This window comes from Marinovum sp. 2_MG-2023, from assembly GCF_030548265.1.
Classification (GTDB): domain Bacteria; phylum Pseudomonadota; class Alphaproteobacteria; order Rhodobacterales; family Rhodobacteraceae; genus Marinovum.
Window position 1 is genome coordinate 70,399 of record NZ_JAUOSD010000002.1, and the last position, 14,622, is coordinate 85,020.

At 59.5% G+C, this 14,622-nt stretch carries 11 protein-coding genes; 10 read left to right on the forward strand and 1 reads right to left on the reverse strand.

Annotated elements, in window-relative coordinates; translation table 11 throughout:
* Nucleotides 1–14: 14 nt before the first annotated feature.
* Nucleotides 15–896, reverse strand: coding sequence for a LysR family transcriptional regulator (locus Q4577_RS03200; protein ID WP_303468754.1), 882 nt, complete (start codon nucleotides 894–896; stop codon nucleotides 15–17).
* Nucleotides 897–1,003: 107 nt separating this feature from the next.
* Between Q4577_RS03200 and Q4577_RS03205 the strand changes: the two genes are divergently transcribed.
* The 10 genes from Q4577_RS03205 to Q4577_RS03250 all read left to right on the forward strand — a co-directional run bounded on the left by Q4577_RS03205 (nucleotide 1,004) and on the right by Q4577_RS03250 (nucleotide 14,532).
* Nucleotides 1,004–2,035, forward strand: a complete 1,032-nt coding sequence (locus Q4577_RS03205) for a YeiH family protein (RefSeq protein WP_303468753.1) — start codon at nucleotides 1,004–1,006, stop codon at nucleotides 2,033–2,035.
* Nucleotides 2,036–2,861: 826 nt separating this feature from the next.
* Nucleotides 2,862–4,334, forward strand: a complete 1,473-nt coding sequence (locus tag Q4577_RS03210) for a hypothetical protein (RefSeq protein WP_303468751.1) — start codon at nucleotides 2,862–2,864, stop codon at nucleotides 4,332–4,334.
* A gap of 82 nt (nucleotides 4,335–4,416) precedes the next feature.
* Nucleotides 4,417–4,728 (forward strand): hypothetical protein, encoded by a 312-nt coding sequence (locus Q4577_RS03215; protein WP_244689606.1) that lies wholly within the window; start codon nucleotides 4,417–4,419, stop codon nucleotides 4,726–4,728.
* Complete coding sequence (locus Q4577_RS03220; RefSeq protein ID WP_303468749.1) at nucleotides 4,725–5,819, forward strand: LLM class flavin-dependent oxidoreductase; 1,095 nt, start codon at nucleotides 4,725–4,727, stop codon at nucleotides 5,817–5,819. The genes Q4577_RS03215 and Q4577_RS03220 overlap by 4 nt, the downstream gene beginning before the upstream one ends.
* Nucleotides 5,820–5,889: 70 nt before the next feature.
* The gene (locus tag Q4577_RS03225; protein WP_303468748.1) at nucleotides 5,890–7,218 is read left to right on the forward strand and encodes an LLM class flavin-dependent oxidoreductase; all 1,329 of its coding nucleotides are present in this window, start codon (nucleotides 5,890–5,892) and stop codon (nucleotides 7,216–7,218) included.
* A gap of 17 nt (nucleotides 7,219–7,235) precedes the next feature.
* Nucleotides 7,236–7,757 (forward strand): flavin reductase, encoded by a 522-nt coding sequence (locus Q4577_RS03230; RefSeq protein ID WP_244689600.1) that lies wholly within the window; start codon nucleotides 7,236–7,238, stop codon nucleotides 7,755–7,757.
* Complete coding sequence (locus Q4577_RS03235) at nucleotides 7,748–8,425, forward strand: 3,4-dihydroxy-2-butanone-4-phosphate synthase (protein ID WP_303468747.1); 678 nt, start codon at nucleotides 7,748–7,750, stop codon at nucleotides 8,423–8,425. The genes Q4577_RS03230 and Q4577_RS03235 overlap by 10 nt, the downstream gene beginning before the upstream one ends.
* Before the next feature lie 289 nt (nucleotides 8,426–8,714).
* Nucleotides 8,715–11,147, forward strand: coding sequence for a calcium-binding protein (locus Q4577_RS03240; protein ID WP_303468745.1), 2,433 nt, complete (start codon nucleotides 8,715–8,717; stop codon nucleotides 11,145–11,147).
* A gap of 23 nt (nucleotides 11,148–11,170) precedes the next feature.
* On the forward strand, nucleotides 11,171–13,258 hold the full coding sequence (locus Q4577_RS03245; protein ID WP_303468744.1) for an ATP-binding cassette domain-containing protein: 2,088 nt from the start codon (nucleotides 11,171–11,173) through the stop codon (nucleotides 13,256–13,258).
* The gene (locus Q4577_RS03250) at nucleotides 13,255–14,532 is read left to right on the forward strand and encodes an HlyD family efflux transporter periplasmic adaptor subunit (protein ID WP_303468743.1); all 1,278 of its coding nucleotides are present in this window, start codon (nucleotides 13,255–13,257) and stop codon (nucleotides 14,530–14,532) included. The genes Q4577_RS03245 and Q4577_RS03250 overlap by 4 nt, the downstream gene beginning before the upstream one ends.
* The last annotated feature ends 90 nt before the right edge of the window (nucleotides 14,533–14,622 follow it).

Genomic DNA, 14,622 nt, shown 5'->3' on the forward strand with positions numbered 1-14,622 from the left:
AAACTGCGGCCCCGTTAACCGGGGGCAAGAATATCAAGCATCACGCGCATGGCATGGGTCCGATGGCGATCGGGATGGGTCAGAACCGCAAAAGGCCGGCTGGGATGCGGCACCGGGCGGGTTATGATCCAGCCCGCCGCCTCTGATGCGACCACGGCGCGCTGTGACAACACGCTGAAATACCGCCCCGACGCAACAGCGGCGATCACGGCCTCATTAGACGGCAGTTCCAATGCGATCGACAAATTCTGCACCCCAAGCGCATGCGCCTCCAGCACCGCTTCGAACTCTGATCGCGTGCCGGAGCCTTGTTCGCGCAAGATCCAGTCTTCGGTCATGTATTCTGCCGGATCGAGCGTCGCCTGTTTCGCCCGCGGATGATCCGGCGCCATGATCAGACAGAGCGAATCCCTGACCACGACCTGACGACGCAAGGCCATATGCGTGACCTCGCCTTCGATCAACCCAAGGTCGGCGCGCCCATCCTGGACCGCATCCGCCACCTGCGCCGTGTTGCCAATCGACATCTCCACCGCGATCTTGGGGTATTTGTCGTGCAACGCCACAAGCCGTGATGGCAGCCAATAACTCGCCACGGTCTGGCTGGCATGAATGCGCAACCGCCCGCGCGGGGTGGAGGAAAAATCCTCGAGCATCAATTCGGCGGTTTCCGCCTGGGCCAGCACCGCCTGCGCTTCGCGCAGGAAGGCATTGCCGACCTCTGTCAGCACGATACGCCGCCCCACCCGGTCAAACAATTGCACCGCATGGCGCGTCTCAAGCGCCGCGATGGCGGCGCTCACGGCGGATTGGCTCAGGCCCAACCGCTTGGCCGCGCGGGTAACATGCTGCCCTTCGGCGACGGCCAGAAAAATCCGAAGTTGTTCAAGTGTCATGCGATCAATCTATTTTGTCGATGAATACAATCAATATAATTCGATGGAATGGTCAAGCGGAACATGGAACCCTGAAGGAAATTACTGAACCTGGACGTCCCCCGCACATGACTGACACGATTTCCCACACGAAAATTGCCATTCGCCCGCGTTTCAGCGGCCTGTTGCCCGCAGCATTTGCCATTCTGCCCGGATTGGCGCTGTGCATAGGGATCGCGCTTGCGGCCATGGCCGTGCAGGGGCTGACCGGCCTCAAGGCGCTCAGCCCGCTTATGTTGGCCATGGTGTTTGGCATTGCGATCCGGAACAGCCTGGGGATGAACGTCCGGCTCGTTGATGGCGTCAAATTCTCGCTGCGCCGCATCCTGCGCTGCGCGATTGTGCTGCTTGGCTTTCAACTTTCACTCGATCAGCTTGCCGCCATCGGGCTTACCGGGTTCGGGGCGGTTGCGGTGACGCTGATTGCGTCCTTTGTCGCGATCAAACTGGTGGGCCGGCTGCTTGGGGTCGACGACGGGCTGACGGCATTGATTGCGGTCGGGACCTCTGTTTGTGGGGCTTCTGCTGTTGTGGCCGCGAATACCGTTGTGCGCGGAACCGATGAAGATGCGGCCTATGCCATTGCCTGTGTGACGGTGTTCGGATCGCTTTCAATGGTGCTGTTTCCCCATCTGGCGCAATGGCTTGCGATGAGTGACGCACATTACGGGCTCTGGGTTGGGGCCTCGGTTCACGAGGTTGCCCAGGTGACCGGCGCCGCGTTTCAAAACGGGCAAGAGTCCGGCCAGCTCGGAACCGTGGCCAAACTCACACGGGTTGCCCTGCTGGCGCCGCTGATCCTGGTGCTTGGTGCGCTTGCTGCGCGCCACGGTGGCCAAGACGAAAAAGCCGCAGCACCCCTTCCCTGGTTTGTCTTTGGATTTATCGCCGTGATTGTGATCAACACCTTTGCGCCCCTGCCCGCACCGATCCGTGAGGTGACGGTTTCCGGCACAACAATCATGCTCACAATCGCGTTGGCCGCTATGGGCCTGGAGACAGATTTCCGTAAACTGAAGGAAAAGGGCCTCCGCCCGCTTCTCCTCGGCGCGTTTGGCTGGCTGTTTATTTCGGTTTTGGCTTGGGTTCTTTTGACTTGATGGGAAATGAGTTGCCTTAATTATTAAAGAGCATCTCTCAATTTAATTTTCTGGTCCATTAATTATTATTGCAACTTCATCGAATTAATTTGCCGACCGTCAATTTCATGACCGACAGCAGGCTCAGTCCCAATTGGAGACAAGGCCATATCAAATAACTTCATCCAGACATTAATAACTGCCCACCGACATAACGCGCGTGACTTTTGCCTCTCCGCATAGGACAGCCTTTAAATAGATCAACATGTCTTTCCAGGCACAGGTCAGATGTGGCGCCGCACGCCTCATCCCCATTTATAAATCAAAATTACTAATTACGCAGACCCGCTCAGGTGAGCCGGCGGGGCACTTGCACGACTTCCAGGCCACTCCCGGAACGCTACGCGACCTGTCGCGGGCCATGGCGACCCCGCCGCAACTGGCAATTACGACCCCCCCATACAGCCAAATTTTGATCTGTTAGCGTATAAAACGGCGCTGAGCGCCCATCTTTGGGGGAACAGCGGGCGAAAATGTGATTCGAATCACAGGTTTCCGCACAAATCGCTTTGCCGAATACAATTTATGGTTGCCGGACAAACCATCAGAGATTGCAGCGCAATGACAGACGAGCGTCAAAAAGATCGGCGTTTCCATCTTTTTCCGCCTAATTTGTAACCATTTCATGAAAATGCACCTATCTTCCAATTCATTCTTCTGCGGCGCAGCGGGCTAATGTTTTAAAGTCTAATTGTCATACTTTGTATCTGAACAGGCCAATTACAGGCCACGTCAGGCATAAAGACTTTTGCACTCTCTATTGCCACACCGACAAAGGAAACGAAAAATGGACAAGGCGGTTCTCGTCCCCACAGAAGGATTAAGTGCCCCGCTGGGGCTCACCTTGATGATAGGCACCGGCTTGGTGTTTCTCGCAATTGCGTATTTCATCAAGACATATCTTGTACGCAACACCAATGACTACATCATTGCCAACCGGCAGATCGGTTTGGGCTTCGGCATCGGCTCGGTCGTGTCGGTCTGGACCTGGGCGATGGCCGTGATGATGAGCTCTGCCATGACCTATCAATGGGGATTGTCGGGGCTGTTCTGGTTCGTCGTTCCCAACGGGTTGGCGGTGCTGGCGATGGTGCCCCTCGCCAAGACCCTCAAGAAGCGGATGCCAGAGGGCTTCACCATCTCCGAATTCATCTTCAAACGATTTTCGGAGTCGAAAATTGCCGCCGGCGTGGTCACGACAACCATGATCTTCGGCATCCTGCTGGAAATTCTCATCAACCTGAAAGGCACATCTGTCGTCATGTCGATCGTCTTTCCGATTGATTGGAAGGTCGCGACGCTTCTGACCGTGGCTGTTGTGCTGGGCTACTCCTACTTTGGGGGCCTCTGGACCAGCGTCATGACCGGCACGATCAACACCTGGATGATCACTGTGCCTTCGGCCATCGTGGTGGTCGCGGTGTTCGGCATGATCGACGGCGGTGCCGACAGCGTCTTTTCCGCCATCGAAGCCAACAATGCAGCCGATCTGTCAATTTTTGAACCCGGTGCCGCAGCAGGGTTCGGGATCACGCTGGCCTTTGGTCTTTTGGCGGCCACGGTCGCGGACCAGACGTTCTGGCAAAAGGTCTGGGCGATCCGCCCGAACCAGGTCGGACGCACGTTCATGTGGTCCGGGCTGTTGTTCTACCCGATCCCGATCTGCCTTGGCATGCTGGGTCTGGTTGCGCTGGCCTATGGCGTCGTGCCCGAGGATTTCGGCGGCGACATCATCGCGGTCGGCCCCTACATCGTCAGCCACATCGGTCTGCCCATGGTCCTGATCATTGCCTATGTGCTGGCCATTCTGGCGGCATGTTACTCCACCGTTGATGGTGCCAGCTCGGCCTTGTCATCGATCGTCGCGGTCGACATCATCCGCCGGTTCCGCCCGCAAACCACCGAGAAGGTGCTGTTCTACATCACCAAGCTGTCCATGCTGTCGGGCGGGCTCATTGCGGCGATGATCGTGTTGTCCGGGGTTGATTTCACCTCGCTGGTGCTGACGACCTATGCGCTCAAGACCTCGATCCTGTTGCCGCTGGTGCTGGCGATCCTGTGGAAACCGACCAACACCGTCGGGTTTGTCGGCGGCATCGTTCTGGCCATCGCAATCGGCATGCCGCTGCGCTCTGTCTATGGCGAGCTTGTCGGAACCTTGTCCATCCTGGCGGTCAGCGGCGGTGTTGTCCTGCTTGCCGGTGTCCTGCTGGGACGCTCCGGCGAAGAGACCCCCGATATCGAGCTGAACCAAGCCTGAGAAATGCACCATCGGCCGCCCGCGACGGATCGGGCGGCCGCCCCACCCACATCACCCGAATGCCCAACAAGGAGCCCATTCCATGTCCAGCCTACTGATATTCTTCATTGTTTGCGGGATCGTCGCGACGGTCCTGTTTGTGGCCGGCTACACGCGCGGTGTGCGCGGCGCGCTCAAGACCTTTGATGATGACACAATCGACACCGAAACATCCGGCGACCTGAATGCAAAATGGTGGATGTTCGGCATTGCCGTTGTCGCCGCCAGCGTGGTCATCGCGCTGATCGGCGTGGCGCCGGTCTTTATCTACCTTGGGCCGCTTCTGGCCATCGGCAGTGCCGCGGCCAATGGCGTGGCATTTTTCCTCGACACCCCGATGCGCGAGGCCCAATGACACCCGCATCCCATCAAAACCCGGTCAGGCGCGGAACATCCGCGCCTGACACGGCCCCCGGCACGGCCCCGGACTCTGCGGCCCCGCAGATCGGGATATGGCTGCCGGTCTATGGCGGGTGGCTGCGCACGTTGGATATTTCGCCGACGGCCAGCATGTCCGCCTGTCTGCAAACCGCGCGGCTGGCGGACTCCTGTGGCTACGACTTTCTTTATTGCTCTGAAAACCTGCTGAACCCGGTGCACGGCGCAAACGCCCCGGTCATTGACGCCTGGACCCTGCTGTCGGCCATCGCCGCCACCACGACCCGCATTGACCTGTGCGGCGCGGTCAAACCGGGGTTCCGATCCCCGATACAGGTCGCGCGGATGGTCGATACCGTCTCGGCGCTGGCCAAACGACCCATTGCGCTCAGCATTGTCTGCGGCTGGTGGCAATCCGAATTTGAACGTGCCGGTGTGGACTGGCTTGACCATACTGGGCGTTACGACCGGGCCGAGGCCTTTTTGACCGCGCTTCACACCCTGTTCGACAGCGGCGCGTGCGGGCTTGACCCGGCGCACCGACCCGAGGCCTGGATTGCGGGCCATTCGACCCGCGCCGTTCAATTGGCGGCTGAGGCCGGGGAATGTCTGTTCCTCAATGGCATGGATGACGCCGCCCTGGCACATCAGATCGCAACCCTGCGCAAGGCCGAGGCTGCCACCGGGCGCAAGGCGACCATCGCCATCAATGCCCATGTGATCGCCGAACCGACCAACAGCGCGGCACAGGCGCGGGTGGAGCGCCTGATCGCGCGCCGCGATACCCGGTCCATCGCAGAGTTCCGCACCATCATGCAGCAATCCGGCGCGACAAGCTGGGCCAACCTCAGCGATGCCGAAATGGTCGATTCCAATGCCGGTTTCGCCGCCGGTCTGGTGGGCGATTACGCAACGCTACAGGCGCGGCTGCGCCAGCTTCGATCCCTGGGCGTGGATCGTGTGCTGTGCCAGTTCGACAACCCCGCCGCCGATATCCCTGTTTTCATGTCCCGGGTCGTCGACCCAATCCGCGACACATCGCCGGAACCCGTCGCCGCCCTTCCCTGACCCTCTTCGATGCAACCCAACGGTCCGGCCCCCGCCGGGCCCCAACACTCCAAGAATGAAAGAGACTACCTTGTCCAAGAAAAAAGCTCACCTCCTCGGTTTCGTGCAACATGGTGTCAACAGCCACGCCACCGGCATGTGGCGCAACCCGACCGACAAGATCGGCTATCACTTCTCGCGCCCGGATTATTGGCAACAGATGGGCCGCACGATGGAGCGCGGCCTGTTTGACGCCATGTTCATTGCCGACGAACTGGCGCCTTATAACACCTATGATGGCAGCTCTGATGCGACCATCAAATATGCGGTGCAATGCCCGACACATGAACCTTCGACCATCGTGCCAATTGTTGCCGCTGCGACCAAGAATCTGGGCATTGGCGTGACCCTGTCGACCATGTTCACCCATCCCTATGCGATGTGCCGCCTGCTTTCGAGCCTCGACCACCTGTCTGCCGGGCGCGTCGCGTGGAACATCGTCAGCTCTTATTCCAAAAGCGAATGGGACGCCTACGGGCATGAGGACATGACCCCGCGCAACGAACGTTATGACCGGATGGACGAATACGTGAAGCTCTGCTGCGAGCTGTGGGATTCCTGGGAACCGGATGCGGTGATCGCGGACAAGGAAAGCGGGGTTTATGCCGACCCGGACAAGGTCAAGGTGATCGACCACGACGGCAAATACTTCAAATGCAAGGGCCGCCATTTCTGCTCGCCCTCACCGCAGGGCCGCCCGGTGTTCTGGCAGGCCGGCTCGTCACCGCGCGGGCGCGATTTTGCCGCTGAAACCGCCGAGGCCGTCTTTGCCGTGCATCCCAGCGTCGAGCGCATGCGCGAATATGCCGACGATCTTCAGGCACGCGCCCGCAAGTTCAACCGCCCCGACGGCAGCATGAAGCTGATCTATGGGGTCCAGACGGTTGTGGCCGCCACCCGCGAAGAGGCACAGGCGAAATATGAACGCATCGTGTCCTGCATCCCGCTGGAGGGCGCGCTGGCCTGGATGTCGGGGCACTTCGGGCTCGATTTTTCAAAAATGGATCTGGATGAAAACGTGCGGAATCTGGAGGTTCCGGGAATTCAGGGTCTGTTTGAATCGATCATCTACGCCAAGGATCCCAAGGGCGAACTGCCGGTCACCGTGCGCGAAGCCGCGCTGATCTATGCCCAGGGCATGGGCATGCCGGTGCTGATCGGTACGGCGTCCGACATCGCCGACCAGATGGAAATCTACATGGACGAAGGCGGCGCCGACGGCTTCATGCTGGCTGCGACCTATACCCCGGGTTGTTTCGAAGAATTCGTGGATCACGTGGTGCCCGAACTGCAACGCCGTGGGCGCTATCGGACGTCCTATGCCGGGCCGACCCTGCGCGAAAACCTGTTACAGGACTAATGCCAATGGCCATTTCAATGACAAAACAGAAAATAGACACATTCCCCGCGGTCACCAAGGATCAGTTTCGCGCGGGCATGGCCCGATTTGCCGGCGCGGTCAATGTCATCACCACCGATGGCAGCGCCGGGCGCGCGGGGTTCACGGCAACGGCGGTGTGCAGCGTCTGCGACACACCACCGACGCTTCTGGTCTGTGTCAACAACACCAGCTCGGTTGGTCAATCCTTTCGTGAAAACGGGCGACTCTGCGTCAATACGCTGGGGCCGCGCCATGAAGATCTGGCCATGCTCTTTGGCGGCAAGACCCCGACGGAAGAGCGGTTCGCCGCTGCGGATTGGTCGGTTGGTGTGACCGGCGCCCCCATGCTTGTGGATGCGCTGGTGGCCTTTGATTGCGATGTCGTCGACACCAAGGTCGTCGGCTCGCACAGCATCCTGCTTGGCGTGATCCGGCAAATTTCCATGTCAGAAGATGACAAGGCGAGCATCTATGCCGCCCGTCAATTCCATCAAATCGAGATCAACACATGCCTGTGACATCGCTTTTGCCAGACCGGTTCCCGTCGACCTATGTCGCCGGGCCGAATGCCACCCTGCTGCCGCATCTGAAATCCGGGGGGCTGGCCATTTTCCTTGATCCAGCCACGGATCAGGCTCTGATGTTCTGTGCGGCCCGCAATGTCAGTGCAAGCGCCATCAACGATATGGCCACGCACGCCAGAGGCCTTGTCAGCCTTGTGCTCAGCGCAGAGGCGATTGATCGTCTGGGCATTCCCATGCAGCCGGTGCGCCACCGAAATATCGGCTGGGGTCAGGCGGTTTCTATCGAGGCGCGGGACGGGATCACAACCGGCATTTCCGCAGCCGAGCGGGCCCACACAATCCGCACCGCGACCGCACCAAACGCGGGGCCGGACGACATCGTATCACCGGGGCATATCTTTCCGATTGCCATCGGGGCCGATGATGACACCGCGCGTTCATCAAACAACGTGTTGTCGCATCTTGGATCTGTTCTGCAACTTGTTCGGATTGCGGGCGGTGGCGGCGCTGTCATCTCGCAAATTCTGGGCGCAGGCGGCGAGGTCGCCACAGTCGAAGAAGCCATGGCCCTGGCCGCAAGAACCAGCCTGCCAACGATCGACGAAATCGGCATGCGCAAATGCACCAAATTGCACTGTGTAACGCCGGCGCGCGACATCTGAACCCGGAATTACGGGTGATTGACGTCACATGTTCCCGCGCAGGGGTCTGACACGGCACGATGATCACAACGACACCAAAGGGCGCGGCCAATGATTGGCGCGCCCTTGATTGACGCCGCCATGCGACAATGACGGTGCGGGCGGGGCTGGTTGCGAAAAGGTTCCGGCAATAGGCAAAATTAACACTAAAATCCCCGCAGGTTCTGTCGCAAGACGGGCCTGAGGTTAGACTTTATTTAGCGAATGTCCTGCATCCCTGCATGAGTATTTTGTCTGGGAGTAGTGAAATATGGTGAGTGAACACGACAATACATTTGTTGGTACGACTAACAACGATGCAATTACAGACGGGTTTTCGAACGGCGGTTCCAATTCCCTTTCAGAAAACCTGGCAGAGGTCGACAGGGCCAACGGCCATGCCGGTGACGACACGATCAGCACCGGGCAAGGCAACGATCTGGCCGCCGGGGACATGGTCGGCAATGAATGGAACTATGTGAACGGGGAATGGGTCTATAACCCGGATGCGGTGGTTGTCAGCGACCTTGGCGACATCCGGTCGTTCAACGACCTGATCAGGACCGGGGCCGGCAACGATGTGCTGCTTGGGAACGGCGGTGAAGACACCCTGCTTGCCGGGGCAGGAGACGACACTGTCAACGCAGGCCGGGGGAACGATCGCGCCTTTGGTGACGATGGTCACGACCTTCTGAACCTTGAACGCGGCGACGATTATGCCGAAGGGGGTCAGGGCAATGATACGGTAAACGCCGGAGGCGGCGATGACGTCATTTTTGGCGACGCAGCGGGCAACAATCTGCTTGGCGGCGCGCTCGACGGTCTGCAGACCATGTCGCAATTGGCCGAAAAGGGCGGATGGACCATGACCGACGACGTCGATGGCACGTCGGCGATCTCTCAGTCAGCGGGAACAGAGGCGGGTCAGGAATACACGGTTTCCTTTGAGGTCGCGGCCAACCTTGCCGCTGGTCACACAACCGGCGAGATCGAGGTGCTGTGGAACGGCGAGGTCGTCGATACCGTTTCGGTCGACTCCGGCGTCTATCAAACCCATGAGGTCCAGGTGACCGGCACGGGCGAAAACGGTGAATTGACCTTCCGCACGGTCGACCCGGAGCCTGCGGAAAATCCGGGTACGATCCTCAGCTATGACAAGGAAATGATCATTGGCGGCGAACCTGTTGCGGTGGATGCCTTTGTTGCCGGTCAGGCCAAACTGTATCAGGTGGTCGATGGTCAGCTAAAGGTTTTTGACACCGCCGCCAGCGAATATACCAATGTCGGCGACGATCCCGGGTTCAAGATCAATTCCATCGGTTTCAATCAGGAAGACGACCTGATCTATGGCGTCGCCAAGAGCGGCGGCACGGATGCCTTGGGCAACGCGGTCAGTGCCCAGGATCTGGTGATGATCGATGCCTCTGGGTCGACCTATCGCATCGGCGAGGCCGGAACCGGCAGCTATACCGGCGATTTCGACGACAGCGGCAACCTCTGGGCCTTCAACGCAAGCCTGAATGAGGTCAAGGTGATCGACGTCGACAATCTTGATGCCAATGGCAATCCGGTGGTCACCCATATCGACCTGCCGGATGGCATGTTTCATGGCAACATGTGCGACATTTCCTATAACGCGACTGATGGCATGTTTTATTCCGTGATGTCGCCGTCGACAAACGGCGGCGCGGGCAAGGTTTACCAGATCGACATCAGCGATGTTGCAAACGGCGGCGACCCGGTGGTGAATTCGGTCGAAATCACCGGCACGCTGTACGGCGACACGATGGAAAGCGGCATGGCCAAAGGCGCCTATGGCGCGGTTTTCCTCGATGGCGACGGTAACCTTTATTACGGGTTGAACCGTGGCGACCATGACCTTGATGCATCAACCGGAGCCCAAGGCGGCATTTACAAGGTCAATGTGGATTGGCAAACTGGTCAGGCCTATACCGAATTCATGGCCGAAGCCGAGGCAACCGGATCAAACGACGGGGCGGTCGATCCCCGGTCGATGGATGCGTTTTCAGAGGTCGATGCCAGTGCCGCGGTTTTGATCCGCAGTCCCGAACTTGCCGCGGATACCGGCGGCAACGACAAACTGCGGGGCGGCGACGGCGACGATCAGATGTTCGGCAATGCGGGCAACGATACGCTGCACGGTGGTTCCGGCGACGACGAAATGTCCGGCGACAGCGGCGATGACAAATTGAGAGGCGGCACCGGCGACGACCAGATGTCCGGCGGCATCGGCAACGACAGCCTGATAGGGCAGGACGGTGATGACGACCTGTCCGGCAACGCGGGCCGCGATTACCTAAATGCGGGCTCCGGCAATGACAAGATCGACGGCGGCGCGGGGAACGACAAGATTGTCGGCGGCATCGGGTCTGACACGATCACCGGCGGCGAAGGCAATGACCACATGTGGGGCGGCAATTGGTCGAAAGACGGGTCTTCCGACACCTTTGTCGTCTCGGGGGGCAGTGGCCGGGACATGATCCACGATTTCGAGGCCGGCCACGATCAGATCGACCTGTCGGCCTATGGGCTGGAATATTCCGACCTGGAAACCGTGATGGTGGACAAGGGCTGGGCCACCGAGATCGACCTCAGCGGGCTGAGCGGCGGCAAAGAGGGTGACACGCTTCTGATCAAATCCGTCAAGGCCGACGACCTTGACGAAAGCAACTTCATCCTGTGACCACGCAAGCGGAGACGACACAAATGCAAGGAAACGACTTTCCCCTGGTCAGCCGTGTCGTTCCGCCATTGCTGTGCCTGAGCCTGATCAGCAATCTGGCAATTCTGATCAGCCCGTTGTTCATGATGCAGCTTCTGGATCGTGTGATCCCCAGCGGCAACATGGCAACCTTGCTTCTGATCGGCGGGCTTGCGCTCGCCGCTCTTGGACTACAGGCCCTGGTCGAAGCGGCCAGGGACCTGTCGCTTGCGCGGCTGTCGCGGTGGTGCGAACAATTGGGCACTGCGCTGGTTCTCCGTCAGGACGGGAAAACGGACGGACCGGACCAGCAACAACTTGTCGAACAAACCGCAGGGTTTTCCAAATTTCTGGGCAGCCCAAGCGCCGTGGCGGCGCTCAGCCTGCCATGGTTGCCGATTTTCCTGCTGGCGCTTTGGCTGTTGCATCCTGCCTTCCTGATCTTGCTGACGGTTATGGCAACTGTCTTCATGGTCAGCACCTCTCTTGCCCAGACGCTCAGCCAGCCTTCGGAAACTCAGGCCGCGGCCTGTGCCCGAATGGAAACCAAAACCCTGAGCCGCGCCGAACAGCTTCGCGCCAGCCTGGGCATGGCGATTGTCGCCCAGAACCTGCGGCATCGGTTTGCTGAAATTCAAAAACTGCGGCACGCGCATCTGGACCGGGTCGAACTGACACGCACCTCGGGCAGCGCATTGACCGGCCTGGTGCGCAACTCTGGTCAGATTGCGGCGCTTGCGCTGGGGGCCTGGTTGGTGACGATGGAACTGATGAGCGCGGGCGGAATGATCGCCGGGTCGATCATCACCTCCAAGGCCTATATGTCGATAGAGCAAAGCCTGACGCATTTCCCCCGGATCCGGTCCGCCCTTGCGGATTATTTTGCCCTGACAAAGATCGAGGCGGGCCAAAACGCAGCCCAGACCCAACCACAGACCCCTTCCGGCGCGTTGCGGGCAGAGGGTCTGATCGTCCCGAGGGGCGGCGGCGCACGCCCCCGGCTGGACCGCGTCAGCCTGGCATTGAAACCGGGGGAATGTCTGGCGATTGTCGGCAATTCAGGGTCGGGGAAATCGACATTGTTGCGAGCGCTGGCGGGGATCGAACCGTCGCCAATCGGCTCCGTGTTTCTGGACGAAAGCGAAATTCGCGGCCTGAGCGCAGAAGCCCTGCACCAGATGGTGGGGTATCTTCCGCAATTGGGTCGCGTCACCCAAGGCACAATCGCGGAAAACATCAGCTACTTTGATGTGCACAGAGAATCCGACCGCATCATCAACGCGGCCAAGACCGCAGGCGTGCACGGCCTGATTTCCGCACTGCCGAACAGTTTCGAAACGGATCTAGAGGCCCAGCCGCATCTTCTGTCGGCGGGCCAGGCCCAGCGGGTCGCGCTTGCGCGGGCGATCTATACGGCGCCGCGATACCTGTTTCTGGATGAACCCAACGCCCTGCTGGATGCCGACGGGGAACGGGCGCTTGGCCAGACGCTGCACCGCCTGAAACAACAGGGAACGACAATCGTGATGGTCGTGCACCGATCCGGCATCCTGCAACTGGCGGACAAGATCCTGCACCTCGACAACGGTCGCATGTCCGACTTTGGCAACCGGCGCGATGTGATGCATCGGCTGGGGATCGGTGGGCGTCAGATTGATATTCCGTTGCTGGCCACATCGGCCCCCGATGCGCGCGATTGGGTCGCCTCCCATTTCACCCGCGCAACGGATCAGGAATTTTCGCAAAAAGCACAGATCCTGTGCAGCGAGCTGTTGCAGATCGGCTGTGATCACACGCCGCCGGACACGCTGCTCTATGCGAAATTTGCGTTCAGATTCATGAACGACACCAGCTGTCAGATCGTCATGACCCAACCCGTCGCAACGGATTTGGACGAAAAGGTCAAGATCCTGACCGCGGCACGGGATCGGGGGAAAACCGGCCTTTCTGCGGACATGGCGCGGATCACCAGGGTCATGGACATAAGTGACAGGGTCGAGGTTGCCTGTGATGATGCGGCCACGCGGTTTCAGGTCGTCCTGTCGGTCGAGGGGTGCGATCAGACCCCGGCAATCAAAAGAAAAGTATCATGAGCCGCTCTTCAAATGCGCTCCCGTCTACGGTTCGTCGCCCGCTGGTCATTGCAACGCTGGGTGTCGGCGGGTTTCTGATCCTGTTTGTGATCTGGGCTGTGACCGCCCCGCTCGCCACCACGATTTCCCTGCATGGGACGATCGGGTCGTCCGAGCCGACATTGGCGCTGCAGCATCCCTATGGCGGGTTGGTTGACGAAGTCTTGGTCGAACATCACGCAACGGTCGAGGCCGGTCAATTGCTTGTCCGGCTCGACACCTCGCTTGAGCAGGCAACCCATGCCACCCGCCTGTCTGAGCGCCGCCGTATTCAGGATGAGAATGCGGCCATTGACGAACTGCTCGCGCGACGCGAGGGCACACAGCCCCGCGTTGACGGGCCCAAAATGGCATCCCCCTTTGGACTTCGGAAACAACAGTTGGAGCTGAAGGCCCGCACCCAGCGGGAAACTGCCGCGATTTTGGGACGACAGATTGATACGTTGAACACCAAGGTCGCCTTGACCGAGGCCCAATTGGCCCTGATGGTCGCCCGATACGCGCGGCACACCGAATTGCGGCAAAAGGGGCTGCTTGCGCAGAACGAAAACGAGCGTTTGCAGGAACAGATCCTGATTGTCAAAGGCGAGATCGAAACCGACAAGGCCTCAATTCTCGAGCTGGAGAACAAGGCCGCCCAGACGTTGAAACAGATCGACGAAGAGGCGCTTGCCCTCGACTATGAACTTGCCGCCACCCGGCAACGCAATTTGACGCGGTTGGATGAGCTTGAGCGGGCCATTCTTGACGCGGGCGAAAGGATCAGACGATCCGAAGTGCGAGCTCCGATTTCGGGTGTGGTGTCCAGCATTCCGATCGAAGCCAAAGGCATGTTTGCCGCGCGCGGCGACACGCTTCTGACATTGTCGCGCCCGTTGAAAAACGCGCGGCTGTCGTTTGGGATACCGGTTGATTACATTGACCAGGTGCGCCCGGGAATGCAGGCCCGATTGGTCATCTCCAGCCTGCCGCAACGCAAGATGCCGCGCATTGATGTGCAAATCACCGCCATTTCACCACGGGCAAAATCCGACGACCAGGGAAACCCGGTAGAGTTCGAGGGCCTTGCCGTGGCGGCAGATCATTCGCTTGAAGACTTTGAAAAGAACTTTGGCATCGGCGCCCTGTCGGAAGACATGCCAATTGTCCTGATGGTTGCCGTGCGCGAAACCACCTTTGCCAATTACCTCGTCGCGCCGCTGGTGGATTCCTTTTCTCAGGCGCTACAGGACTGACGCCGACGCCCGGCGGGCGGGATGTGTCGGTCATTCCACGCAGGCAGCTGCCCGATCCAAGCGGTCGCAACCGCCAATCCCGACAAAACA

Bases quoted from the DNA above. Each gene is read 5' to 3' on its own strand.
- Q4577_RS03200 (WP_303468754.1), bottom strand. From the start codon at position 896: ATGACACTTGAACAACTTCGGATTTTTCTGGCCGTCGCCGAAGGGCAG.
- Q4577_RS03205 (WP_303468753.1), top strand. From the start codon at position 1,004: ATGACTGACACGATTTCCCACACGAAAATTGCCATTCGCCCGCGTTTC.
- Q4577_RS03210 (WP_303468751.1), top strand. From the start codon at position 2,862: ATGGACAAGGCGGTTCTCGTCCCCACAGAAGGATTAAGTGCCCCGCTG.
- Q4577_RS03215 (WP_244689606.1), top strand. From the start codon at position 4,417: ATGTCCAGCCTACTGATATTCTTCATTGTTTGCGGGATCGTCGCGACG.
- Q4577_RS03220 (WP_303468749.1), top strand. From the start codon at position 4,725: ATGACACCCGCATCCCATCAAAACCCGGTCAGGCGCGGAACATCCGCG.
- Q4577_RS03230 (WP_244689600.1), top strand. From the start codon at position 7,236: ATGACAAAACAGAAAATAGACACATTCCCCGCGGTCACCAAGGATCAG.
- Q4577_RS03235 (WP_303468747.1), top strand. From the start codon at position 7,748: ATGCCTGTGACATCGCTTTTGCCAGACCGGTTCCCGTCGACCTATGTC.
- Q4577_RS03240 (WP_303468745.1), top strand. From the start codon at position 8,715: ATGGTGAGTGAACACGACAATACATTTGTTGGTACGACTAACAACGAT.
- Q4577_RS03245 (WP_303468744.1), top strand. From the start codon at position 11,171: ATGCAAGGAAACGACTTTCCCCTGGTCAGCCGTGTCGTTCCGCCATTG.
- Q4577_RS03250 (WP_303468743.1), top strand. From the start codon at position 13,255: ATGAGCCGCTCTTCAAATGCGCTCCCGTCTACGGTTCGTCGCCCGCTG.